Source organism: Limnobaculum allomyrinae (assembly GCF_016649425.1).
Lineage (GTDB): Bacteria > Pseudomonadota > Gammaproteobacteria > Enterobacterales > Enterobacteriaceae > Limnobaculum > Limnobaculum allomyrinae.
In genome coordinates, this window is sequence record NZ_JADRCR010000001.1 from 339,392 (window position 1) to 363,272 (window position 23,881).

The 23,881-nt window shown below is 45.4% G+C and carries 20 protein-coding genes, 2 pseudogenes and 2 other annotated features; of the genes and pseudogenes, 9 read left to right on the top strand and 13 right to left on the bottom strand.

The annotated features are described in order from the left end of the window. The 9 genes from mltG to yceD form a co-directional block, all read right to left on the bottom strand. A complete protein-coding gene (gene mltG / locus I2494_RS01555) occupies positions 1 to 1,020 on the bottom strand; it encodes an endolytic transglycosylase MltG (protein ID WP_218465726.1) in 1,020 nt (339 codons plus the stop codon). A gap of 137 nt (positions 1,021 to 1,157) precedes the next feature. Beyond that, complete coding sequence (fabF, locus tag I2494_RS01560; RefSeq protein ID WP_218465725.1) at positions 1,158 to 2,399, bottom strand: beta-ketoacyl-ACP synthase II; 1,242 nt, start codon at positions 2,397 to 2,399, stop codon at positions 1,158 to 1,160. A gap of 84 nt (positions 2,400 to 2,483) precedes the next feature. Then, a complete protein-coding gene (acpP, locus tag I2494_RS01565) occupies positions 2,484 to 2,720 on the bottom strand; it encodes an acyl carrier protein (RefSeq protein ID WP_029095374.1) in 237 nt (78 codons plus the stop codon). Between the two features lie 152 nt (positions 2,721 to 2,872). Next, a complete protein-coding gene (gene fabG, locus I2494_RS01570; protein ID WP_130591396.1) occupies positions 2,873 to 3,607 on the bottom strand; it encodes a 3-oxoacyl-ACP reductase FabG in 735 nt (244 codons plus the stop codon). A gap of 33 nt (positions 3,608 to 3,640) precedes the next feature. Continuing rightward, positions 3,641 to 4,570, bottom strand: coding sequence for an ACP S-malonyltransferase (fabD, locus tag I2494_RS01575; protein ID WP_218465724.1), 930 nt, complete (start codon positions 4,568 to 4,570; stop codon positions 3,641 to 3,643). Between the two features lie 22 nt (positions 4,571 to 4,592). Next, positions 4,593 to 5,546 carry a beta-ketoacyl-ACP synthase III gene (locus tag I2494_RS01580; RefSeq protein WP_130591398.1) on the bottom strand — a complete coding sequence of 318 codons (954 nt, stop codon included), beginning with the start codon at positions 5,544 to 5,546 and terminating at the stop codon, positions 4,593 to 4,595. A gap of 6 nt (positions 5,547 to 5,552) precedes the next feature. Continuing rightward, positions 5,553 to 6,581, bottom strand: coding sequence for a phosphate acyltransferase PlsX (gene plsX, locus I2494_RS01585; RefSeq protein ID WP_218465723.1), 1,029 nt, complete (start codon positions 6,579 to 6,581; stop codon positions 5,553 to 5,555). 14 nt (positions 6,582 to 6,595) lie between these two features. After that, the gene (rpmF, locus tag I2494_RS01590; protein WP_108899505.1) at positions 6,596 to 6,766 is read right to left on the bottom strand and encodes a 50S ribosomal protein L32; all 171 of its coding nucleotides are present in this window, start codon (positions 6,764 to 6,766) and stop codon (positions 6,596 to 6,598) included. A 16-nt stretch (positions 6,767 to 6,782) separates the two neighbouring features. Continuing rightward, the gene (gene yceD / locus I2494_RS01595; protein ID WP_218465722.1) at positions 6,783 to 7,304 is read right to left on the bottom strand and encodes a 23S rRNA accumulation protein YceD; all 522 of its coding nucleotides are present in this window, start codon (positions 7,302 to 7,304) and stop codon (positions 6,783 to 6,785) included. Positions 7,305 to 7,691: 387 nt separating this feature from the next. Here yceD and I2494_RS01600 point away from each other — a divergent pair, with 387 nt between their 5' ends. Then, a complete protein-coding gene (locus I2494_RS01600) occupies positions 7,692 to 8,279 on the top strand; it encodes a Maf family protein (protein WP_218465721.1) in 588 nt (195 codons plus the stop codon). Positions 8,280 to 8,376: 97 nt separating this feature from the next. On the opposite strand, the gene rluC is transcribed toward I2494_RS01600, so the two are convergent. Continuing rightward, positions 8,377 to 9,333, bottom strand: coding sequence for a 23S rRNA pseudouridine(955/2504/2580) synthase RluC (rluC, locus tag I2494_RS01605; RefSeq protein ID WP_218465720.1), 957 nt, complete (start codon positions 9,331 to 9,333; stop codon positions 8,377 to 8,379). Between the two features lie 601 nt (positions 9,334 to 9,934). On the opposite strand from rluC, the gene rne reads away from it, so the two are divergent. Then, positions 9,935 to 13,222: a ribonuclease E gene (gene rne, locus I2494_RS01610; RefSeq protein ID WP_218465719.1), complete on the top strand. Its 3,288-nt coding sequence runs from the start codon at positions 9,935 to 9,937 to the stop codon at positions 13,220 to 13,222. A gap of 64 nt (positions 13,223 to 13,286) precedes the next feature. On the opposite strand, the gene I2494_RS01615 is transcribed toward rne, so the two are convergent. Both I2494_RS01615 and dbpA read right to left on the bottom strand, forming a co-directional pair. Next, the gene (locus I2494_RS01615; protein WP_218465718.1) at positions 13,287 to 13,577 is read right to left on the bottom strand and encodes a putative quinol monooxygenase; all 291 of its coding nucleotides are present in this window, start codon (positions 13,575 to 13,577) and stop codon (positions 13,287 to 13,289) included. 37 nt (positions 13,578 to 13,614) lie between these two features. Next, positions 13,615 to 15,000, bottom strand: coding sequence for an ATP-dependent RNA helicase DbpA (gene dbpA, locus I2494_RS01620; RefSeq protein WP_218465717.1), 1,386 nt, complete (start codon positions 14,998 to 15,000; stop codon positions 13,615 to 13,617). Between the two features lie 273 nt (positions 15,001 to 15,273). Continuing rightward, positions 15,274 to 15,377 (top strand) — a sequence feature (Trp leader region). Between the two features lie 43 nt (positions 15,378 to 15,420). On the opposite strand from dbpA, the gene I2494_RS01625 reads away from it, so the two are divergent. The 6 genes and pseudogenes from I2494_RS01625 (at position 15,421) to trpA (ending at position 22,350) form a co-directional block, all read left to right on the top strand. Continuing rightward, positions 15,421 to 16,983 (top strand): anthranilate synthase component 1, encoded by a 1,563-nt coding sequence (locus I2494_RS01625; RefSeq protein ID WP_218465716.1) that lies wholly within the window; start codon positions 15,421 to 15,423, stop codon positions 16,981 to 16,983. Then, positions 16,983 to 17,552, top strand: a pseudogene (locus I2494_RS01630) (glutamine amidotransferase-related protein); the annotation flags it as partial. The gene I2494_RS01625 and the pseudogene I2494_RS01630, both read left to right, overlap by 1 nt. A 216-nt stretch (positions 17,553 to 17,768) precedes the next feature. Then, positions 17,769 to 17,871: a sequence feature (Trp leader region), on the top strand. A gap of 91 nt (positions 17,872 to 17,962) precedes the next feature. Beyond that, a pseudogene (gene trpD, locus I2494_RS01635) lies at positions 17,963 to 18,958 on the top strand (anthranilate phosphoribosyltransferase); the annotation flags it as partial. A 3-nt stretch (positions 18,959 to 18,961) separates the two neighbouring features. After that, entirely contained in the window at positions 18,962 to 20,323 is a 1,362-nt protein-coding gene (gene trpCF, locus I2494_RS01640) for a bifunctional indole-3-glycerol-phosphate synthase TrpC/phosphoribosylanthranilate isomerase TrpF (RefSeq protein WP_218466021.1), read from the top strand. 33 nt (positions 20,324 to 20,356) lie between these two features. Next, positions 20,357 to 21,547: a tryptophan synthase subunit beta gene (trpB, locus tag I2494_RS01645; protein WP_218465714.1), complete on the top strand. Its 1,191-nt coding sequence runs from the start codon at positions 20,357 to 20,359 to the stop codon at positions 21,545 to 21,547. After that, positions 21,547 to 22,350: a tryptophan synthase subunit alpha gene (gene trpA, locus I2494_RS01650; protein ID WP_218465713.1), complete on the top strand. Its 804-nt coding sequence runs from the start codon at positions 21,547 to 21,549 to the stop codon at positions 22,348 to 22,350. Before trpB ends, trpA begins: the two co-directional genes overlap by 1 nt. Before the next feature lie 362 nt (positions 22,351 to 22,712). Here the strand turns inward: trpA and I2494_RS01655 are convergent, their stop codons facing one another. After that, positions 22,713 to 22,991, bottom strand: coding sequence for a hypothetical protein (locus I2494_RS01655; RefSeq protein ID WP_218465712.1), 279 nt, complete (start codon positions 22,989 to 22,991; stop codon positions 22,713 to 22,715). Between the two features lie 262 nt (positions 22,992 to 23,253). Here I2494_RS01655 and I2494_RS01660 point away from each other — a divergent pair, with 262 nt between their 5' ends. Next, positions 23,254 to 23,868, top strand: a complete 615-nt coding sequence (locus I2494_RS01660; protein WP_218465711.1) for a Crp/Fnr family transcriptional regulator — start codon at positions 23,254 to 23,256, stop codon at positions 23,866 to 23,868. Positions 23,869 to 23,881 lie beyond the last annotated feature (13 nt).

The following is a 23,881-nucleotide window of genomic DNA, read 5'->3' on the forward strand; positions in this document are numbered from 1 at the left end:
CTATTTTCCTGCTCGTAAAGTCTTGAGATAAACCTGTACAGCCTGATTATGACTTACCAGATTAGTGGTAAACGTATGTCCACCTTTACCATCTGCGACAAAATAAAGATAGGGCGTTTTTGCCGGATGGGCTGCCGCTTTCAGTGAGGCTAGTCCCGGCATAGCAATTGGCGTTGGGGGTAAACCGTTAATCACATAAGTATTGTATTCGGTCGCTGTGGTCAGATCTTTGCGGGTAATATTGCCGTTATACTGGTCACCCATACCATAAATAACCGTTGGGTCTGTTTGTAACTTCATACCAATACGCATCCGATTGATAAAGACCGAAGCAACTTTATCTCTTTCTGAATCCAGCGCGGTCTCTTTCTCGATGATTGATGCCATAATCAGCATTTCATACGGCGTCTTATAAGGAAGATTATCTTCTCTGCCAGCCCAGGCTTCATCAAGCGCCGCTTTCATGCGTGAATAAGCTCGCTTCAGTACCGCAAGATCGCTGGTTCCCGCCGTATAATTATAGGTGTCAGGATAGAGCCATCCTTCCGGATGTTCCGGATCCTGAATGCCTAATTTCTCCGCAATCTCTTTATTACTCAAGCCATTCAGCGTGTGCTGTAAAAAATTGGCATCGGATAATAAAGGCATCCAGTCCTTCATCCGGGTACCTTCAATAAAGCGAATCGAGAATTGGGCTTCACGACCAGAGCGCAATAATAGTAATAACTGTTTTAAAGTCATTCCGGGAGTGACCTGATAAGTACCCGCCTTAAATCCCCCCAGTTCTGGCTGAACTCGCAGTAACCATGGGAAAGGCTTAATTTCATCAATCAGTTTTTTATCAACCAGTAACTGGGCCAGACCCACGCGTCCGGTTCCTGCTGGCAGCGTGAAATAGGTTTCCTGCTCGATATTCAGCGGTGTCTCTGCATATTTCTGTAGCCATTTATATCCGGCAAATAAACCGGCAGCTCCCGCCAGTATCAATATTGCAAAGATCCCTAAAATTTTTTTCTTCATTGCCCTGGCATTCCCTACAAGCGTGTTTCTGAAACGTTTGGTCGTTTAACGAAATTATCCCGATTTTATAAGCAAAACGGCCCGGTGAATATACCAGGCCGTTTATTTACTCATTACAGAACTTATTTATTCTGACATTACACTTTACGGAACAGTACAGAACCGTTAGTACCGCCAAAACCAAATGAGTTACATAATACGTACTCCATTCCTTTTACCTGACGCGCTTCATGAGGAACAAAATCCAAATCACAACCTTCATCCGGGTTATCCAGATTGATGGTTGGTGGAATTGCCTGATCGCGTAAAGCAAGAATAGAGAAAATTGATTCGACTGCACCGGCAGCACCCAACAGGTGGCCCGTCATCGATTTGGTTGAGCTAACCATGACACGCTTCGCATCTTCTTTGAAGATAGTCTTCACCGCTTGCGCTTCTGCTTTATCGCCTGCGTTAGTAGATGTTCCGTGTGCATTAACATAACCAACTTGTGACGGTGTCACATTAGCATCACGTAGCGCATTTTCCATCGCTAATGCTGCTCCTGCACCATCTTCCGGAGGTGATGTCATATGATAAGCATCGCTACTCATGCCAAAACCAACGATCTCAGCATAAATTTTAGCGCCACGCTTCTTAGCATGTTCATACTCTTCCAGCACCATAATACCGGCACCATCACCCAGCACGAAACCATCACGGTCTCTGTCCCACGGGCGACTTGCTGCCTGAGGATTATCGTTACGGGTAGATAATGCTCGTGCGGCACCAAAACCACCCACTCCCAAAGGAGTACTGGCTTTTTCGCCACCGCCGGCCAACATGACATCGGCATCGTTATGCGCGATAATTCTCGCTGCATGACCAATATTATGCACGCCAGATGTACATGCCGTTGCAATAGAGATGCTTGGGCCTCTTAATCCATAAATAATGGATAAATGACCGGCAATCATGTTCACAATGGTCGAAGGTACAAAGAATGGACTTACTTTACGTGGGCCACCCGTCATCAATGCGCTGTGGTTCTCTTCAATTAAGCCAAGGCCACCGATACCTGAACCGATAGCTGCACCAATACGCGGTGCATTCTCTGCTGTAACTTCAATACCGGAATCTTTCATGGCTTGAATGCCAGCTGCAATACCGTATTGAATAAAAGGGTCCATTTTTCTGGCATCTTTGCGAGAAATGTACTCTTCACAGTCAAAACCTTTAACTAAACCAGCAAAACGCGTTGCGTAGGCGCTAGTATCGAAATGGTCTATTAGGCTGATACCACTCTGCCCGGCAAGGAGAGCCTTCCATGTAGTCTCTACAGTGTTGCCGACAGGGGATAACATGCCCATTCCAGTCACTACAACTCGACGCTTAGACACGTTGAATCCTCCAGAGGGGGAATGATTTGTATATGGAAATGAGAAAAAACTTAGGCGGTCGAGTGACCGCCTAGATATGTCTGATTACGCGTTAGCAGCAGTGATATAATCAATCGCTGCTTGAACAGTAGTAATCTTCTCTGCTTCTTCGTCTGGAATCTCAGTATCAAACTCTTCTTCCAGAGCCATAACCAGCTCTACGGTGTCAAGAGAATCAGCACCCAGGTCTTCTACGAAAGAAGCTGCGTTTTTGACTTCTTCTTCTTTAACACCCAGTTGTTCAATAATGATTTTCTTAACACGTTCTTCGATAGTGCTCATACTCTTAAATTTCCTATCAAAACTCGCTAACGCGATGGTTTTCGTAGTTTATTCAATGTTGAAAAAGATGCAACCAAATATCGGCTGGTCGAACCACAATTTTAAACTATTTAGCTAAATTTAGCGCAAATTGCTTAAAAAAAATGCGATTCTTATAGCATATACATGCCACCATTCACATGTAAGGTTTCACCCGTAATATATCCAGCTTCATCAGAGGCTAAAAATGCAGCAGCGCTGGCTATCTCTTTTGCTTCGCCCAAGCGGTTAGCTGGGACTTGTGACAAAATGCCTGACCGTTGTTCATCTGTCAATGCACGCGTCATATCAGTTTCAATGAAACCTGGTGCAATAACATTGACAGTAATGCCTCTTGAGGCAACTTCACGCGCCAGCGACTTACTAAAACCAATAATGCCAGCTTTAGCCGCAGCGTAGTTTGTCTGCCCTGCATTACCCATTGTACCAACAACTGAGCCAATAGTAATTATCCGACCATAACGTTTTTTCATCATCGCACGCATAACTGCTTTTGATAATCTGAAAACGGACGTCAGATTGGTGTCAATAATATCTTGCCACTCATCATCTTTCATGCGCATTAACAGGTTATCACGGGTAATACCCGCATTATTGATCAGAATATCAATTTCACCAAATTCAGCACGAATAGTCTCAAGCACAGATTCAATAGATGCGGAATCAGTCACATTTAGTGCCAATCCTTTTCCATGAGTGCCCAAATATTCGCTAATCGCTTCTGCACCTTTCTCTGTCGTTGCTGTGCCAATAACACGAGCCCCTTCAGAAACCAGTTTTTCAGCGATAGCTTTGCCGATACCCCGGCTTGCGCCAGTGACCAGTGCTATTTTTCCGTCTAACTTCATGCATTTCCCCTTTAGGATAAACTCGGTTCCGGCTTACAGCTCCAGAGCACTTTGTAAGCTGGCTGGATCGTTAACCGCAGCGGCTGACAAGGTATCTACAATGCGCTTGGTTAATCCGGTTAAAACTTTTCCAGGGCCCATTTCCAACAGGAATGTCACCTGTTCAGTCGCCATATGCTCAACAGTTTCAGTCCAACGAACCGGACTATACAGTTGACGTACCAATGCGTTGCGAATCGCTTCACCATCAGCTTCAGCTTTAACATCAACATTATTAATTACGGCAATTTGTGGTGCGTTGAAGTTAACTGATTTTAATGCTTCAGCCAGTTTGTCTGCAGCCGGTTTCATCAAAGCACAGTGTGACGGTACGCTAACAGGCAATGGCAGAGCGCGTTTAGCTCCGGCGGCCTTACAGGCCGCACCGGCACGTTCAACGGCTTCTTTGTTACCAGCAATAACCACCTGACCCGGAGAGTTAAAGTTAACCGGAGAGACTACTTGCCCTTGAGCCGACGCTTCGCAAGCTTTCGCGATAGCGTCGTTATCCAGGCCAATAATGGCATACATCGCGCCGGTACCTTCTGGTACAGCGTCTTGCATCAACTTACCGCGCAGTTCAACCAGTTTAATCGCGTCTTTAAAATCCAACACGCCAGCACAAACCAGCGCTGAATACTCACCCAGGCTATGGCCTGCCAGCACAGCAGGCTGTTTACCGCCCTGCTGTTGCCAAACGCGCCAGATAGCAACTGAAGCAGCTAACAGTGCAGGTTGAGTCTGCCATGTTTTATTCAGTTCAGTTTCCGGCCCCTGTTGTACCAGTGACCAAAGATCGTAGCCCAGAGCTTCAGAAGCCTGAGCAAACGTCTCCTGAACGACAGGAAGCTCTTCTGCCAGCGCAGCTAACATACCAACGGTTTGCGAACCCTGTCCCGGAAATACGATTGCAAATTGACTCATAATTATTTTTCCAGATCCTAACTTAAAAACGAATTAGCGCAGAACCCCAGGTGAAACCGCCACCAAAGGCTTCCAGCAAAATAAGATGACCACGTTGAATACGTCCATCCCGAACCGCTTCATCCAGTGCCGCAGGCACCGATGCTGCCGAGGTGTTACCGTGACGATCGAGCGTAATGACCACTTTATCCATTTCCATACCCAGCTTTTTCGCGGTAGCGGAAATAATCCGGAAGTTAGCCTGGTGAGGAACCAACCAGTCCAGTTCAGATTTATCGATATTGTTGGCATCAAGGGTTTCATCAACAATGTGGGCCAGTTCTGTTACCGCCACTTTAAACACATCGTTACCCTTCATCGTCAGATAATCAGGTTTGGAAGGATCGACACGATCGTGATTAGGTAAGGTTAATAACTCACCATAACGACCATCAGCGTGTAAATGAGTAGAAATAATTCCTGGCTCATCAGATGCCCCAACCACAATCGCACCGGCGCCATCACCAAACAGAATAATGGTACCGCGATCTTCTGGATCCAGCGTGCGACTTAACGCATCAGAACCGATAACCAGAGCGGTTTTAACAAAACCAGTTTTAACATACTGATCTGCTACGCTAATGGCGTAAGCAAAACCGGCACAGGCAGCGGCAATATCGAATGCAGCTGCATCTTTAATGCCTAAATATTTTTGTACTTCACAGGCAGCGCTGGGGAATGCATTGCTTGATGATGTGGTTGCAACAATAATCAACCCAATATCATCTTTATCAATCCCTGCCATTTCAATTGCTTTATCAGCAGCGTGGCATGCCATGGTAGCAACGGTTTCATCCGCTGCGGCGATATGACGTTGACGAATCCCTGTACGGGAGACAATCCACTCATCTGTTGTATCTACCATCTGCTCTAGATCGGCATTGGTACGCACTTGTACAGGCAGATAGCTGCCTGTACCGAGAATTTTTGTATACATGGACGATCATTCACTCTTAGGTAATACAGCCTGAAGGCGAGCTGCAATTTGCATAGGAACCTGTCGTTCCACGGCCTGCACTGCCTGCTCAATGGCTACGGTGAAAGCCTGTTGGTTTGCTGCCCCATGACTCTTAATCACGGAACTGCGTAATCCTAACAGACAGGCACCATTATATCGATCAGGATTTAAATGGCCGAAACGTTTGGAAAGACTCTTTTTAAACCAATAACTGATTAATTTCATCCACCATAATCGTTTCCGCTTCCCTGACGACAGTAATGAAAGGAATACTCTAACTACGCCTTCCAGTGTCTTTAACGTAACGTTACCGACAAAACCGTCGCATACTAACACATCCGTTTCGCCAGTCAGAAGATCGTTACCTTCAAGATAACCGATATAGTTTATCTGTTGAACTTCCCGGAGTATAGCCGCAGCAGCCTGAATATTATCAAGGCCTTTGGTCTCTTCTTCACCAATATTCAGTAACGCCACTCGTGGGTTGCTAATTTGCAGAATCTCTTCCGCCATCACAGCCCCCATCACAGCAAACTGAACCAGCATATCACTGTCACACTCAACGTTGGCACCTAAATCCAGTAACAGAGTTTTACCCCCTTTCTGGTTTGGCAAGGCTGTCACCAACGCCGGGCGGTCAATACCATCCAGTGGTTTAAGCATCATTTTGGCTAATCCCATCAACGCACCGGTATTTCCGGCACTAACGCAGGCCTGAGCTTCGCCTTCTTTTAACAATTCCAGCGCAATACGCATAGAAGTGCCACGACTATTGCGAATAGCCTGAGAAGGTTTGGCATCATTAGCCACCATTAGTTCTGCGGGAATAAGTTGAAGACGTTGAAGAAGAGCCGAATCACATTGATTAAGATGTGGTTGAATATCGGATGGATTACCAACTAACTTGATATTGAGTGCGGGATTAGAAGCCAATGCCTGCAAGGCTGCAGGCACTGTTACGCAGGGACCGAAGTCCCCGCCCATAGCATCTAACGCAATGGTTAGACGAGACAAGGCATCACCAGTGATTATTTAGTGATAACCTTGCGGCCACGGTAGTAACCGTCAGCGGTGATGTGGTGACGCAGGTGAGTTTCACCTGAGACTTTATCCACAGATACTGCAGCTGTAGTCAATGCATCATGTGAACGACGCATGCCACGTCTTGAACGGGTACTTTTGTTCTGTTGTACGGCCATCGACCTTACTCCTCGGTTACTTTTGCTTTAAACTGGCTAATACGGCAAATGGATTTGGTTTTTCCGCCTCTGGCGGTAGTTCACCAAAAATCATGTCCGCTTCGGACACTTCACAGTGTTCATATTCATGAACCGGCGCTATTGGCAATGAAAGAATAAGTTCATCTTCAATGACTGCCAGCAGATTGATTTCGCCAAACTCATCGACTTCAATCGGCTCATAGCCTGCCGGTAATGCTTCTGCCTGCTCATCATTCTTGACCGGGCTGAAACAATACGTTGCGTGAATAGTGTAAGGGAAGTTGCCATTACAACGCTGACACATCAAGGTTACGGGAACCGTGGCCTGCCCTGTAATCACAACCAACCGCTGATTATCAATCTTAAATGATAAAGCAGCTTCAACATCACCATCCACACTTACTACTGATTCTGCTAACCGCTGAGCCTGAGCGCCTGAATAAATACCTGAGTAATCCAGACTTTTCTGAGCCGTACGGAGCGGATCAATAGTTAAGGGTAATTTTACCTTTTGCATAGGGCGCGCATATTATCGTTGTCATGGCTGATAGTCAAAGGAAATGCACGCAAATAACGTGCTTTTAACGATCTCAGCTTTTTCGAGTGGGCATAGTTTAAAACAGCCGGCGCTGTTTCGCTATTGTTTTAATAAAAATTAAATACTCCAAAAAAGCCAGGTTACTTATTAATTTATAAAATAAAAACAGAATTTATTGCCGCCACGTAATAAATTGATAAGCTTTGTTAATCACTCAAATTATTTTAATAGTCATTAAACAGTAACTAATTAATCATCATATTCCATCGAAAATAAATACTCTCCCGATCCTATTATGACTATCGAATGAATTACCTTTATTATGTTTGTTTCAACAAACTCAATGTTTTTATACGATAAAAAAATATGACAACACTCATTCTGGCTTCAACATCACCCTACCGCCAGGCTCTACTGGAAAAACTGGGGCTTCCTTTTATCTGTGTTGCGCCAGATGTGGATGAAACACCACAGGCCAATGAATCTGCAGAAGCGTTGGTTATTCGGCTGGCAACCAGTAAAGCCGAAACCGTCGCTAAAAATAATCCAGACAGCTTAATTATTGGTTCTGACCAGGTCTGTGTTCTAAACCACCAAATCACCGGAAAACCGCTTAATCGGGAAAACGCCATTGCCCAATTAACTCAAGCTAGCGGACAATCTATTACCTTCTACACCGGCCTTTGCTTATATCACGGTGATAATCAACAGGCAGAGGTGATATGTGAACCTTTTACTGTTTTTTTCCGTCATCTGAGTCAGGAAGAGATAGAAGCCTATGTTGATCAAGAACAACCCTGGTATTGCGCAGGGAGTTTTAAATCCGAAGGTTTAGGTATTACGCTGTTTGAACGGCTGGAAGGACGGGATCCAAATAGTCTGATTGGGCTTCCTTTAATAGCCCTTAATCATATGCTGATAAAAAATGGTATGAATCCATTGAATCGAAAATAAAATGTGACAATGTCACTGATGTTGATTGGACTAAATTAGTTATTCGCACTTTTGCGGTTTAATTAAACCCAGACAAAAGTGCGAATCATCAGAAAAATTAAGACTTTTGCGCCCGTAATACGGTTAAACAACGATGAAGCGTTTTATCCATCGGCGCCTCTACTCTCATCGTTTCCCCGGTAGATGGATGTTCAAAACGCAAACTGGCCGCATGAAGGAACAGACGATTTAGACCAGTATGCTCAAGCTGTTGATCAAATTCCCGGTCACCATAGCGATCGTCAAAAGCAATAGGATGACCAGCATGCAAAGTATGAACACGAATTTGGTGAGTTCTTCCCGTTACCGGACTAGCCTTAACCAGCGTAGAAAACTCAAAACGCTCTTCTACTTTAAAACGAGTCTCTGAGGGTTTACCTTCCGCATCAACCCGTACGATTCGTTCACCGCTCTGCAATACGTTCTTCAGCAAAGGGGCTTGTACCACTTTACAATGGGACTGCCATTGACCACGAACCAGCGCCAGATAATCCTTTTGCATGGTCTTTAAACGTAATTGTTCATGTAACGAACGCAATGCCGAACGTTTTTTCGCTACCAGCAAAACACCAGAGGTTTCACGATCTAAACGGTGAACCAGCTCAAGAAATTTAGCGTCTGGTCGAAGCGCTCTTAAGCCTTCTATTACGCCAAAACTCAAACCGCTTCCGCCATGAACCGCCGTACCTGAAGGCTTATTCATGACCAAAATATAGTCATCTTCGTAAAGAATGCAGTGTTCCAGCGCGGCGACTTTATCTAACTTGGCGGAAACGACTGATTCTTCCCGTTCGGCCACTCTAACCGGAGGAATTCGAATAATATCGCCGTCTTCCAGCTTATATTCCGGTTTAATGCGTTTTTTATTTACGCGAACCTCACCTTTACGCAACACTCGATAAATCATACTTTTTGGCACGCCCTTCAGCATGGTTCTTAAAAAGTTATCGATGCGTTGCCCTGCCGTATCGGCAGTAATGGTGACAGTTTGTACAGTTGGTTGATTTGTTTTCATAACGCTGATTCTAGCACGATCATTTTTTGCTAAATATGCCTTATTAACCTGTTTTAATGACTACACTTACTAATAGTGCTATTTGAGCTGAAAAATAAATAAGATACGTGTTGCAAGTATGTCTTCATATTCAGGCATGTAAGCCTCTGTCGTCGTTAACTTTAACACGTTTTTTACATTATTATGTATCTGAGTAAAAGTCACCTTGCCATAATGCAGTTGGCAGTTGATAATGTGGCTGATTTTCTACCCTGACTCACTTTAAAGTGAGATAACAGGGAAAAATGAAATTTGCAGATAGCTCAAGTAGTGCAGCAATGGCGTAAGACGCATTGAGTATCAGGCAATTAGCGAGCTACGGGTAGTGGCCTGGATAGTATAAAGGGACCCGATTTCCACAGATTTCAGGAACGGCTTTCCCCAATAAAAAGCGCTGTTTTCACAAAGAAATACAGGCTTACCGAGATAATGCGCCCCTGTGCAGGCGACAACCGTGAGGTTGACGATTTTGCGATAAGACTCGGGGCCGTCGGTTAACGCTGTCCATCAGTTCCTCTATGCGTAGACTCAATTGACAATGTAAAAAAATGAGTATTTTTTAATGAAAAGAATGTTGATTAACGCAACTCAACAGGAAGAGTTGCGTGTAGCCTTAGTTGACGGGCAACGTCTGTATGATTTAGATATTGAAAGTCCAGGGCATGAACAAAAAAAGGCAAACATTTATAAAGGTAAGATCACCCGCGTTGAACAAAGCCTTGAAGCGGCATTTGTTGACTACGGTGCAGAACGACACGGTTTCCTCCCCTTCAAAGAAATTTCCCGCGAGTATTTTTCATCCAACTCTGCGTCTCAGGGTCGTCCGAATATTAAGGATGTACTGCATGTCGGCCAGGAAGTTATTGTTCAGGTCGATAAAGAAGAACGTGGAAATAAAGGCGCAGCACTGACAACATTTATCAGTCTGGCCGGTAGTTATTTAGTTCTGATGCCCAATAACCCACGCGCTGGCGGTATTTCTCGCCGTATCGAGGGTGACGATCGTCAGGAGTTAAAAGAAGCTCTGGATTCACTAGAGATCCCTAACGGCATGGGCTTGATTGTCCGTACCGCAGGTGTAGGTAAATCTGCCGAAGCTTTACAGTGGGATCTGTCTTTCCGTTTAAAACACTGGGAAGCCATTAAAAAAGCGGCAGAAAGTCGCCCTGCTCCATTCCTGATCCATCAGGAGAGCAACGTTATTGTTCGTGCTTTCCGAGACTATTTACGTCCGGATATTGGTGAGATTTTGATCGATAACATCAAAATTCTCGACCTGGCTAAAGAGCATATCGCCGCGTTAGGCCGCCCTGACTTCAGCAGCAAAATTAAACCTTATACTGGTGAAATCCCGCTGTTTAGTCACTACCAAATTGAATCGCAGATCGAATCTGCATTCCAGCGTGAAGTGCGCCTTCCTTCTGGTGGTTCAATCGTTATTGATACTACCGAAGCATTAACCGCTATCGATATCAACTCCGCTCGTTCCACTCGCGGTGGTGATATTGAAGAAACGGCCTTTAATACTAATCTGGAAGCTGCGGATGAAATTGCCCGCCAGTTACGCTTGCGTGACCTGGGTGGTTTAATCGTTATCGACTTCATTGATATGACCCCGATTCGCCATCAGCGCGAAGTAGAGAACCGTTTACGTGACGCCGTTCGTCAGGACCGTGCCCGTATTCAAATTGGTCGTATCTCTCGTTTTGGCCTGCTGGAAATGTCCCGTCAGCGCCTGAGCCCTTCATTGGGTGAATCCAGTCATCACGTCTGCCCTCGCTGTAATGGTACCGGCACCGTACGTGATAACGAGTCGTTATCTCTGTCTATTTTGCGTCTGATTGAAGAAGAAGCGCTGAAAGACAATACCAAAGAAGTTGATGCCATTGTTCCGGTGCAAATTGCTTCTTACCTGTTAAACGAAAAACGTGAATCAGTTAATGCTATTGAACGTCGTTCTGGCGGCAAAGTTCGCGTGGTGGTGGTTCCAAACGATCGTATGGAAACGCCACATTATGAAGTGATTCGTAAAAAACCAGGCGAAGAAAGCAATGTGTTGAGCTATATGCTGCCACAGTTGCACGAAACTGAAACCGAATCTGAAGAAGAGACCGTTCTTGAGCGTAAAATACCGGAACAGCCTGCATTAACCAGCTTCTCTATGCCTACAGAATCTGCTCCGGTCGAAGAGAAAAAGGCACCCGTTGTTGCTACACCAGTGGCCAGCCAACCAGCGGGGCCGGGTCTGTTCTCTCGTTTTGTTAGCGGATTAAAAAATCTGTTAGCGCCAGCAGAAACCGTTGCCGCTCCTGTTGAAAAAACACCGGCTGAGAAATCATCCGGCAATCAGCAAGATCGTCGCAACAATCGCCGTAATAACAATCGTAAAGACCGCAATAACGATCGTAACAATGATCGTAATAACGACCGTAATGAGCGCAACGAGCGTAACAGCGATCGTCAAAACCGCGATAATAATCAGGAATCACGCCGTAATAATCGTCAGGCTCCTGCTGCACCACAAGAAAATGTACAGGAAGCTACGGCTACCACCACACCTCGTGATGAAAACCGTCGTGAAACTCGTGCAGAACGTCAACGTCGTCGTAATGAAGACAAGCGCCAACAGCAGCAACAGGCTGCACAAGCAGAGCAAGTGGAAGCCACTGTAGAAAATGAAGTTTCCGCAGAGGAAGAAAAACCGGCTCAGGCGCCAGCTCAACGTCGTCAGCGTCGTCAAATGAACCAAAAAGTTCGTGTTGCGGCTCAAAACGACCAAACGGCAGAAAACATTACACCCGTCGCTGCGGTTAAAACGCCTGTTACTCCGGTAGAAGAGATTAAGCTACTGCCTCAGCCAGCCGTTATCAGTGAAAACATCGTCGCCCCAACACCGGCAATTGATGAAACTGATGGAGAGAAAAACGGTTATAACAACGCAACTGACAACAACGGCATGCCGCGTCGTTCTCGCCGCTCTCCTCGTCACCTGCGCGTTAGTGGACAACGTCGTCGTCGTTATCGCGATGAAAAGTACCCTACCACATCGCCAATGCCATTAAGTCTGGCTGTGGCTTCACCAGAGATGGCGTCAGGTAAAGTTTGTATTAACTATGCCGCTCTGGCGACAGAACAGGTAAAAGTTTTCGAACCGGTTGAAGCTCTGGAAGCCGCCAATAACCAACGGACTGAAGCTGTATCTGCAGTTCCAGCCATTGTTGAAGCACCAGTCGCCGTCGTTGAAACAGCAGCAGAACCTCTGGTCGCAACTTCAGTTATTGCTGAAGTGACAGTGCCTGCTGAAGCGGTAAGTGAACCAGCCATTGCGGTAACCTATATTGCTGAAAGAGATGAACAGCCAGCTGCGGAAACTGAACTGGTTGTTACGCCATCAGTAGAAACCGTATGGCATGTTGAAGCACCTGCACCGCTTGATATCGCTCCGATTGAAGCACCAAAACCATTGAAGAGTGAATCAGTGCTGGCACCTGAAGCGATTTCTGGTGGTAGCTCATCCGCTCCGGCAGCATCTCCGTCATTCAATGCTGAACCTGAAGCTATCGTTGAAGAAGTGATTCAGACGGTAGTTGAAGTTGAAACATCAGCGGTTGAAGTTATTAATATTGAATCGGTTGAGAAGAAGGCGTCTAGTGTTGCCAGTTCCCCTGCCTTTAAACCAGTGATGCCTGAGTCAGAAACAGCTGAAGAAGCCCCTGCGGCTCCACAGGCTAAACCTGAAGAAGCGTCAACCGCTAAAGAAGAAGTCGTTGCTAAGCCTTCAGCAGGTGGTCATGCTGCGACTAATTATGCCAGCGCTCCTGCCGCAAGACCGGCTCCAATTGATGATTAATTGATTGTGATATAGCAAAAACAAAAAACCCGCATTAAGCGGGTTTTTTTATCACTTAAGAAAATTAATAAACTTTCGACATTAAATTAATCGTCAGTGATTCAATTTTGCCTTTAGTAAATTGACCAAAGGAAACAAAATGAGACGATTTACTGTGAATATCCAGTATTTCTTGTGATGCCCAGCGTTCTATAAACACATAAACCAATGGGTTTTTATTATCCTGATGTAAATCATATTGCAGGCAGCCTTCTTCAGCCCTGCTGCTATCAACCAGTTTTTTTAGTGCATCCATTAAAGGAGCCTGAAAATCTGCTTTAATAGTCAGTGTTGCAACAATCGTTATTTCGCTCATTTAAGATCCTTAGCCTTTTTATGTCATCACAATAAAATTATTTAATTAACCACACCCGACAATTTTTGCCTTTAATCTTTCCATTACGCAATTGTTCAAGGGCGAATCTGGCTCGCTGGCGGCGAATAGCCACATAAGCCTGAGTATCAAAGATAGCTATCTTGCCAACATCAGCCGCGGTTAAACCGGCATCGCCGGTCAATGCACCAAGTATATCTCCCGGGCGAACTTTAGCTTTACGTCCCCCATCAATACTTAACGTCAACATATTCGACACCACCGGCTGAACATCACTATGGTTAAAACGTTCTGCCTGTTTCCACTCTAAACGTTCAGAAAGATAATCTTCAATAGCGTGAGCACGCTGCAGCTCATTCAGCGTACAAAAACTTATGGCCATTCCCTGCGCCCCCGCTCTACCGGTTCGACCAATGCGGTGAATATAGACTTCAGGATCAAAAGGTAACTCAAAGTTAACGACTAATGGAAGATCCTTAATATCCAATCCTCTGGCTGCCACATCAGTTGCTACCAGTACCCGGCAACTTTGATTAGCGAATTGAACCAGCACTCGTTCCCGATCCCTTTGTTCTAAATCACCGTGTAGAGCCAATACGCTACTACCGGCGGCGCTCAAGGTCTCGGCTATCTCCTGGCAGTCCCGTTTTGTGTTGGAGAATACCACGCATGATTCTGGCTGAATGCTGGAAAGAATTTTCTGTAGCAGGCTAATACGCTGCTGTGTGGTCACTTCAATAAATTGCTGTTCAATATGAATCCGATCATCCGCCGATTCAATAATAATTCGTTCGGGTGAATGTTGAACTCGTTCACTCATTTTTTCAATATCTACCGGATAAGTAGCAGAAAACAGCAATGTCTGACGCTGAGATGGTGTATGGCTGATAATGTCGTTGACTTCATCAGAGAACCCCATATCCAGCATTCGGTCTGCTTCATCCAACACCAGAATATTTAAATCATGCAGGGTTAGATTCCCTTTGCGTAAGTGATCCTGAATTCGCCCCGGAGTACCAACAATAATATGGGCTGGATGAGCCAGTGAATCTACCTGAGCTCCCATCGGTTGACCACCGCATAGCGTTAATACTTTAATATTGGCAATAGCGCGAGCCAGGCGACGAAGCTCTTTACTAACCTGATCGGCAAGTTCTCTGGTAGGACAAAGTATCAGTGCCTGAGTCCGATAGGCATCAACCTGAATAGCGGACAGCAATCCAATACCAAACGCAGCGGTCTTCCCACTTCCTGTTTTTGCCTGTGCCACCACATCCTTCCCCTGTAAAATAACGGGCAGCGCTGCGGCTTGAATTGGGGTCATTTGTGCATAACCCAGCTCATGCAGGTTATCAATTAGCGCTTTATCCAGCGGCAATTCAGAAAAGGATAGTGTTGTACTCACAGAAGACTCTTTAGCAGAAAGTGAACGGACTGGCCCAGACCAGACGAGTAGCAGATATTATCAGATTTTTTGCCTTATTGATGCTTATAACTGTTACCCTGATAAAACACATTCAAATAGCATTCTGCTATCGCCCTGTTTTAAATCACGTAAAATAATTTTCATGTTTCCCAAGGAAAGCAGTTGACACTTATCATCAAAACCAGTTTACTAGTACGCAAGATCGGACGATTAAAACAGGTAACTATCATGATGACATTCCTTATTGTACTGACAGGTTGGTGGCGAGACTTCCCTTAGCGGGCGGCCTACTTGCACCATTTTGTCATCTGATAAAGCAAATAGCCCAAGAGCCCGCAAACTGCGGGCTTTTTTATTGTCTGAATATTAATAAATAACTAACTAATACTGGCGTACAACATGCAAACACAGAAACCAACAATGCAATTATTAACCGCAGAGACGCCATACCGTGACGATCCTACGGCTATTTTTACCCAATTCTGTAATAATCGCCCGTCCACTTTGTTACTTGAATCAGCTGAAGTTGACAGTAAACAAAATCTAAAAAGTCTGTTGGTGATTGATAGCGCACTACGGATTACCGCTGAAGGGCGCCGGGTTACGCTCCGGGCACTGACAGAAAATGGTAATGCGTTACTGTCTTTGTTAGATCAGCGGCTACCAAACGAGGTCGAGAACCATATTAGTGTAAGACAACGTGAGTTAATCTATCCGGAGATTGATGCGGTACAGGATGAAGACGCCCGATTAAAATCCATCTCAGTTTTTGACTCATTACGTCAGTTACTTACTCTGGTTAGTGTCCCTCAGGATCAACGTGACGCTATGTTTTTTGGTGGTCTGTTCGCCTACGATCTGGTTGCTGGTTTTGAGGATCTACCGGCTCTGGAAAGCGATCGTCGCTGCCCCGATTTCTGTTTTTATCTGGCTGAAACGCTACTGATTCTCGATCATCAAAATGGCGTCTCCCGCCTTCAGGCCAGCCTGTTTAGCCAAGACAATACTGAACAACAGCGGTTGAAATCACGGCTGATCGAAATTCAACAACAGTTACGTGCACCTGCTTCTCCGGTAACAGCTCCGGCACTCGATAGTATGCAGTTAAATTGCGATCGTAGTGATGAAGAGTACGGGGATATTGTTCGTGAGCTACAGCAATCTATTCGCTGTGGGGATATTTTCCAGGTGGTACCTTCACGCCGTTTCACTTTGCCTTGCCCTTCGCCACTGGCGGCTTATCAAACCCTGAAAGAGAGTAATCCCAGCCCTTATATGTTCTTTATGCAGGATGAAGAGTTCTCGCTGTTTGGCGCCTCACCAGAGAGTGCGCTGAAATATGAAGCCAATAGCCGTCAAATTGAAATCTACCCTATTGCCGGTACGCGTCCACGGGGTCGTCGACCTGACGGCTCACTGGATAAAGATCTGGATAGTCGTTTTGAACTGGATATGCGTACCGATCACAAGGAACTGGCAGAACACATCATGTTAGTCGATTTAGCACGTAACGATTTGGCACGCATTTGCGAAGCGGGTAGTCGCTATGTGGCCGACTTAACCAAAGTTGACCGTTACTCTTTTGTAATGCATTTGGTTTCACGGGTGGTAGGTACACTCCGGAAGGATCTCGACGCTCTGCACGCCTATCAAGCCTGCATGAACATGGGAACCTTAAGTGGTGCCCCTAAAGTTCGGGCCATGCAGCTGATTGCTCAATATGAAGGTGTTCGCCGCGGCAGCTATGGCGGTGCGGTTGGATATTTTACCGCCCATGGCGATCTGGACACCTGCATTGTTATCCGTTCCGCCTATGTCGAAGACGGTATTGCAACGATTCAGGCCGGAGCCGGCGTTGTTCTGGACTCGAATCCTCAATCAGAAGCAGATGAAACCCGCAATAAAGCCAGAGCCGTATTACGGGCTATTGCCAGCGCCCATCAGGTTAAGGAGATTTTCTAATGGCTGATATCTTATTACTCGATAATATCGACTCCTTTACCTATAACCTGGTGGATCAATTGCGTGCCAGTGGTCATCAGGTAACCATTTATCGTAATCAATTACCTGCCGATATGATTATTCAGCATATTGAACGTATGAGTAATCCGGTATTAATGCTTTCACCGGGCCCGGGTAAGCCGTCAGAAGCCGGATGCATGCCAGAATTACTCTCCACTCTACTTGGCAAGCTGCCTGTTATCGGTATCTGTCTTGGGCATCAGGCTATCGTTGAGGCCTATGGCGGCACTGTTGGTCAGGCCGGCGAAATCCTGCATGGTAAATCATCATTGGTTACCCATGATGGTATGGCGATGTTTGAAGGGCTATCATCGCCATTGCCCGTAGCTCGCTACCATTCACTGGTAGGTACCGAGATCCCTTCAGAACTCACGATTAATGCACATTTTAATCAGATGGTAATGGCCGTTCGCCATGACCAGCATCGCGTATGTGGTTTTCAGTTTCATCCTGAATCTATCTTAACCACTCAGGGAGCGCGTCTGTTAGATCAAACATTAGAATGGGCTCTTTCCTGAAGTGATTAACCATATGAAAAATAGATAAATAAATTTCTTCTTTTAACTGAAAAATCGATTTAACTGAAAAAATAAAAATATTTTTATTTTTCTATATTAAATATATTGACAGTGATACATAAAACTAGTTTACTAGTACACAGATGCAGTCAATAACTAACACAACAACACAAAGGTAATATCATGATGACATTAAATATTTTAGCAAATCGTTGGTGGCGACTCCTCCCTTAGCGGGCGGTTTACTTGCACCAATTTGTCATCTGATAAAGCAAATAGCCAAAAGCCCGCAAAATGCGGGCTTTTTTATGGGCGCTTTTCACTTACCGATCAGCACCCTGGCAAAGAAACAAATCTTCATAAAAACGGCGAACACGAAAATGCAAACACAAGACATGATGCAATCGATTCTTAATAAATTATTCCGTGCTGAATCATTAACTCAGCAGGAAAGCCAAATGCTTTTTAGCAGCATTGCACATGGAGAACTGGAGCCTTCACAACTGGCTGCTGCCCTTATTAGCATGAAGGTTCGTGGTGAAACTCCGGATGAAATCGCTGGCGCCGCCAATGCATTTTTAGCTGACGCTGTGCCCTTCCCGCGTCCGGATTACGATTTTGCCGATATCGTTGGTACCGGAGGCGACGGTACTAACAGCATCAATATCTCAACAGCCAGTGCGTTTGTTGCCGCATCCTGTGGTATCAAAATTGCCAAACACGGTAACCGGAGCGTATCCAGCCGTTCAGGTTCTTCTGACTTGCTGGCGGCAATGGGCATTAAACTGGACTTACCCGCTGATATTTCTCGCCAGGCACTGGATGATTTAGGCGTTTGCTTTTTGTTTGCGCCACAGTATCACGCTGGTTTTCGTCACGCCATGCCGGTTCGTCAACAATTAAAAACCCGCACCCTGTTTAACGTGCTGGGGCCGCTAATCAATCCTGCTCGCCCTAAAAAAGCCGTGATTGGTGTTTACAGCCCGGAACTGGTACGCCCTATCGCTGAAGCGCTGAAAGTACTTGGCTACCAACAGGCTGCCGTGGTTCATGGTGGAGGAATGGATGAAGTTGCTGTACATGCCCCAACTCAAGTGGCTGAACTGCGGGATGGTGAAATCGTATGTTATCAGTTAACTAATCAAGACTTTGGCCTGAAGCAATATACCCTGTCTGACCTTGAAGGTGGTACACCTGAAGAAAACCGTGACATTTTGTCTCGCTTGTTACAAGGTAAAGGTGAAATTGCTCATGCGTCTGCTGTAGCAGCAAATGTGGCATTATTAATGAGATTATTTGGACAAGAAAATCTGCGTGCCAACGCACAACAGGCAATGGATGTGATTAATAGTGGTGTCGCCTTCGATAGAGTGCAGGCACTGGCGGCAAGAGGATAAATGATGCAAGAAACCGTATTAACGCGCATTGTTCGTGATAAGCAAGTTTGGGTCGCAGAACGTCGTCAAAAACAGCCACTGGAAAGCTTTCGTCATAAAGTTATTCCCAGCGAGCGTAACTTCTACCAGGCATTAACCAGTGATAACAGCGTTTTTATTCTGGAATGTAAAAAGGCCTCTCCATCAAAGGGGGTAATTCGCCAGAATTTTGATCCGCGTGCCATTGCAGAAAGTTACCGTAATTTTGCTTCTGTTATTTCTGTATTGACCGATGAAAAATACTTTCAAGGCAATTTTGATTATTTAACGCTGGTCAGTAATCAGGTTCATCAACCGGTTTTGTGCAAAGATTTTATTATTGATGAATATCAGATCTATTTAGCTCGCTTTTATCATGCCGATGCCGTTCTGCTGATGCTTTCAGTGCTGGATGATGAACAATATATCGCGCTGTCCGCCGTTGCTCACTCTCTCAATATGGGCGTGTTAACGGAGGCCAGTAATGAAAGTGAGCTACAACGAGCTATTGCACTACAGGCTCGTGTTGTTGGCATTAATAATCGGGACTTACGCGATCTTTCCATCGATTTGAATCGTACCCGTACCATGGCACCACAGTTACCTGAATCCACTATCGTTATCAGCGAATCCGGTATTCATAACTACCAGCAAGTGCGTGAACTCAGCCAGTACGCTGATGGTTTTCTTATTGGAAGCGCACTGATGTCCGAAGAAAATCTGGATCTGGCCATACGTCGCGTTCTTTTCGGTGCGAATAAAGTATGTGGATTAACCCGATCAGAAGATGCGGCTGCCGCTTATCATGCTGGTGCCGTATATGGCGGTTTAATTTTTGTCGGCAAATCGCCGCGCTATATTGATTTAGTTCAGGCTCAAAAAGTAGTAGCTGCAGCCCCATTAAACTGGGTTGGTGTATTCAGCAATGCGAAAGCCGATACCATTTGTCTGGCGGTTGAACGACTTAATCTCTCAGCCGTTCAACTGCACGGTAATGAAGATAACGACTATATTGATGACTTACGTTCACGCTTACCGGCAACTTGCCTGATCTGGAAAGCACAAACGGTTGATGGTCAGCTACCCGAATTGAATCATCCTCAGGTTGATTGCTATGTCCTGGATAATGGTGCTGGTGGTACCGGACAAACTTTCGACTGGCAAGTTTTGCAAGGCCAAACGCTGGACAAGGCAATGGTAGCCGGTGGATTAAACCCGGGCAATACCGCTGCAGCAGCCAACCTTGGCTGTCAGGGGCTGGATTTCAATTCCGGCGTGGAAAGCGAGCCTGGTCATAAAGACATTACTAAAATCAACGCGGTATTTAGCATACTACGCAACTATTAATAACGACAAAAGTGGAAGACTAAGGGATATAACATGACATTACTTAACCCCTATTTCGGCGAGTTTGGCGGGATGTATGTACCTCAAATCCTGATGCCCGCATTACAGCAACTGGAAGAGGCTTTCGTCAGTGCTCAAAGAGATCCGGCATTTCATGCTGAATTTCAAGATTTACTGAGAAACTATGCTGGTCGCCCAACACCATTGACCTTGTGCCGCAATCTGACGGCGGGAAGTAAAACCAAGCTGTATCTGAAGCGTGAAGATTTATTACACGGCGGTGCTCATAAAACCAATCAGGTACTGGGTCAAGCCCTGTTAGCAAAACGCATGGGCAAAACCGAAATTATCGCTGAAACCGGTGCTGGCCAACACGGTGTTGCAGCGGCATTAGCCAGTGCCTTGTTGGGTTTAAAGTGTCGGGTTTACATGGGAGCTAAAGACGTTGAGCGTCAGTCACCAAACGTTTTCAGAATGCGCCTGATGGGTGCTGAAGTTATTCCTGTTCACAGTGGTTCTTCCACCCTGAAAGATGCCTGTAATGAGGCGCTACGCGACTGGTCTGGTAATTATGATACCGCTCACTATCTGCTGGGTACTGCTGCGGGGCCACATCCATTCCCAACCATCGTACGTGAGTTCCAACGGATGATTGGTGAAGAAACCAAAGAGCAAATGAAAGAGCGTGAAAATTGTCTGCCGGACGCGGTTATCGCCTGTATTGGCGGTGGCTCAAACGCCATTGGTATGTTCGCCGATTTTATCGAAGAATCCCGCGTTCGACTGATCGGTGTTGAACCTGCCGGATTAGGTATCGAATCCGGACAGCACGGAGCACCATTAAAACACGGCCGCGTTGGTATCTACTTTGGTATGAAGTCACCGATGATGCAAACCAGCGAAGGCCAAATTGAAGAGTCCTACTCAATTTCTGCCGGTCTCGATTTCCCTTCTGTTGGGCCACAACATGCCCACCTGAACAGCATAGGTCGCGCAGAATACGTTTCAATTACTGATGATGAAGCGCTGGATGCCTTTAAACAACTATCCCGCCATGAGGGAATTATCCCTGCACTGGAGTCTTCTCATGCCCTGGCTTACGCCCTGAAAATGATTGCCGCAGAGCCGGAAAAAGAACAAATTCTGGTGGTCAATCTATCCGGTCGTGGTGATAAAGACATTTTTACAGTTCATGATATTTTAAAAGCGCGGGGAGAAATCTGATGGATCGTTATCAACAATTATTTGAACGTCTGGCTGCCAACAACCAGGGCGCTTTTGTTCCTTTTGTTACGCTGGGAGACCCAAACCCGGAGCTCTCGCTGGAAATTATCGATACCTTAGTTACCGCAGGCGCCGATGCTCTGGAGTTGGGGATTCCATTCTCCGACCCGCTGGCTGATGGCCCAACGATTCAAAGCGCCACCTTACGTGCTTTTGCCTCAGGGGTGACACCGTCACTTTGCTTTGAGTTATTAGGCAAGATCCGGGCAAAACACCCTGATATCCCGATTGGTTTACTGATGTACGCTAACCTGGTGTTTAGTCGCGGTATTGACGAGTTTTATGCACAGTGTGCAAAAGTTGGTGTAGATTCCGTACTGGTTGCGGATGTCCCACTGGAAGAATCACAACCCTATCGTCTGGCGGCACAGCGTCATAATATCGCGCCAATCTTTATCTGCCCGCCTAACGCCAACGATGAACTATTACGCCAAATTGCTACTCATGGCCGTGGTTATACCTACCTGCTCTCGCGCGCCGGTGTTACTGGTGCAGAAAATAAGGCTCATCTGCCACTGGAGCATCTGGTCGCCAAGCTGAAAGAATACAATGCAGCGCCGCCTATTCAGGGCTTTGGCATCTCAGAACCCTCACAGGTAAAAGCGGCTCTCACCAGCGGCGCAGCGGGCGCTATCTCCGGTTCAGCCATTGTGAAGATTATCGAACAAAGTCATCAACAGCCGAAAATTATGCTGGAAAAACTGGCAGAGTTTGTTAAAGGGATGAAGGCAGCAACTAAGTGATAAGTTAGTGTGTTTTATCTTATTACAGGCCCGCTGTTTAGCGGGCCTGTTTGATTACGACTTCATCCATAACATATTGAACTGTCAGCAATATTCTTTAATTATGAAGCGTTACCGTAATCATTTGTAAAAGTTCATGTACGGTTATGAACAAATAGGAAAGGTTTGGAAACTTATGGCGAGAAGCAACTTATGTGCGTTAATTCTATATATTCCTTTATAATCGTATAACGTAACGAAGAGGCAGACAGGCACGATACATGTACCGCGCTCCTGCCCTCCAGGTGATGCGTACTCGCCTTCGGCTCGGCGCTTGAAATTAAAGGAAAGGCGCACACGTTTCGCAAGCGCCTAGGTTATAATTATTTATTGTCTGCTATTTGTGATATCGCCAGAAACGCTTCAATACTTTGCTGTACTGATATAGTGGCAAAAGCTAATGCCTGACGTTTTAGGTTCTTCGGAAGCGAGTCGTGTGACGGGATGCGCCGTAGTTCTTCTTCACAATAATCAAATGTCAAACTGATGAAGTCATTCGCTTGTTCCTCAAAATCTTTGAACGCCATACGGTTGCCTGTCTGTTTTGCCATGTCCAAAACTCCTTTTGGAGTTTTCGGCACACCGCTACGATGCTGCTCCATATAAAAAACCGCCTGTAATGCTACAAAGCGGTTATTTGAACGCCACAAGCGAGAAATAGCAGTCCATTTCTCATAGGGCTAACGCACAGAGGCACCAAACGCATTCTCGATGCGGGATGCTTATTGGATACCGAACTGTGCGCAGCAGCTTGGCGTTTATGAGATTTTTTCTCTACAAATTTTCCTCTTGTGTTCCGTGCTAAACTTTTTGTATAAAAACGAATAGGTCATTTGACCCAAAATAGTTTTACGGTGAAATAACATGAATTTATATGATGAAATCCCCGACAAGTTCAGGCAAAAAATTAAGCGCAAAAGATATAGCAAAGGCGAGGCAATCCTTTTCTCAGAAAGAGAAAATGATTCCGTATACTTTATGATAGAGGGGAAGGCAGAAGCGTATATTCCAACTTTAAAAGGAACATTCTCTAATATCTATCTATATGCAGAGGGGAGTTTCTTTGGTGAAATAGAGCAATTTTACAAAGGAAGAAAGCCCGTCTCTATAACTGCGTCTACAGAATGTGTAGTTGATACCCTGCATAAAGATCATTTTTTAGAATGGTTGAGTAAAGATTTTGAATCAACAAAGTTTCTGATTCAAGAAATCGCGCATAAGTTAATTATCAATAGTGATATTATTGAAGAACTTTCATCATTGACAATTAAAGAACGTGTTTTACGCAGGGTATTCATTCATCATAAAAATAATACATTATGCAACCTTACAAAAATCCAACTTTCTAAAGAGGTTAACGCTCCAATACGAAGCGTGAATAGAATTATTGAAGAATGTATGAAGCAAGGAGCAATTTTATACGAAAAGAAAAAATTTGTTGTTACAGACGAAGATTTTCTTTCGCGTTACTCCATGTGATGAACAATCAGTA

What these genes read in the sequence shown, in the direction of transcription:
- fabD (WP_218465724.1), bottom strand. Translation starts at nt 4,570, where the DNA reads ATGAGTCAATTTGCAATCGTATTTCCGGGACAGGGTTCGCAAACCGTT.
- yceD (WP_218465722.1), bottom strand. Translation starts at nt 7,304, where the DNA reads ATGCAAAAGGTAAAATTACCCTTAACTATTGATCCGCTCCGTACGGCT.
- I2494_RS01615 (WP_218465718.1), bottom strand. Translation starts at nt 13,577, where the DNA reads ATGAGCGAAATAACGATTGTTGCAACACTGACTATTAAAGCAGATTTT.
- trpA (WP_218465713.1), top strand. Translation starts at nt 21,547, where the DNA reads ATGGATCGTTATCAACAATTATTTGAACGTCTGGCTGCCAACAACCAG.
- I2494_RS01655 (WP_218465712.1), bottom strand. Translation starts at nt 22,991, where the DNA reads ATGGAGCAGCATCGTAGCGGTGTGCCGAAAACTCCAAAAGGAGTTTTG.
- fabG (WP_130591396.1), bottom strand. Translation starts at nt 3,607, where the DNA reads ATGAAGTTAGACGGAAAAATAGCACTGGTCACTGGCGCAAGCCGGGGT.
- trpB (WP_218465714.1), top strand. Translation starts at nt 20,357, where the DNA reads ATGACATTACTTAACCCCTATTTCGGCGAGTTTGGCGGGATGTATGTA.
- mltG (WP_218465726.1), bottom strand. Translation starts at nt 1,020, where the DNA reads ATGAAGAAAAAAATTTTAGGGATCTTTGCAATATTGATACTGGCGGGA.
- rpmF (WP_108899505.1), bottom strand. Translation starts at nt 6,766, where the DNA reads ATGGCCGTACAACAGAACAAAAGTACCCGTTCAAGACGTGGCATGCGT.
- acpP (WP_029095374.1), bottom strand. Translation starts at nt 2,720, where the DNA reads ATGAGCACTATCGAAGAACGTGTTAAGAAAATCATTATTGAACAACTG.
- I2494_RS01625 (WP_218465716.1), top strand. Translation starts at nt 15,421, where the DNA reads ATGCAAACACAGAAACCAACAATGCAATTATTAACCGCAGAGACGCCA.
- I2494_RS01580 (WP_130591398.1), bottom strand. Translation starts at nt 5,546, where the DNA reads ATGTATACAAAAATTCTCGGTACAGGCAGCTATCTGCCTGTACAAGTG.
- I2494_RS01660 (WP_218465711.1), top strand. Translation starts at nt 23,254, where the DNA reads ATGAATTTATATGATGAAATCCCCGACAAGTTCAGGCAAAAAATTAAG.
- I2494_RS01600 (WP_218465721.1), top strand. Translation starts at nt 7,692, where the DNA reads ATGACAACACTCATTCTGGCTTCAACATCACCCTACCGCCAGGCTCTA.
- rluC (WP_218465720.1), bottom strand. Translation starts at nt 9,333, where the DNA reads ATGAAAACAAATCAACCAACTGTACAAACTGTCACCATTACTGCCGAT.
- trpCF (WP_218466021.1), top strand. Translation starts at nt 18,962, where the DNA reads ATGCAAGAAACCGTATTAACGCGCATTGTTCGTGATAAGCAAGTTTGG.
- rne (WP_218465719.1), top strand. Translation starts at nt 9,935, where the DNA reads ATGAAAAGAATGTTGATTAACGCAACTCAACAGGAAGAGTTGCGTGTA.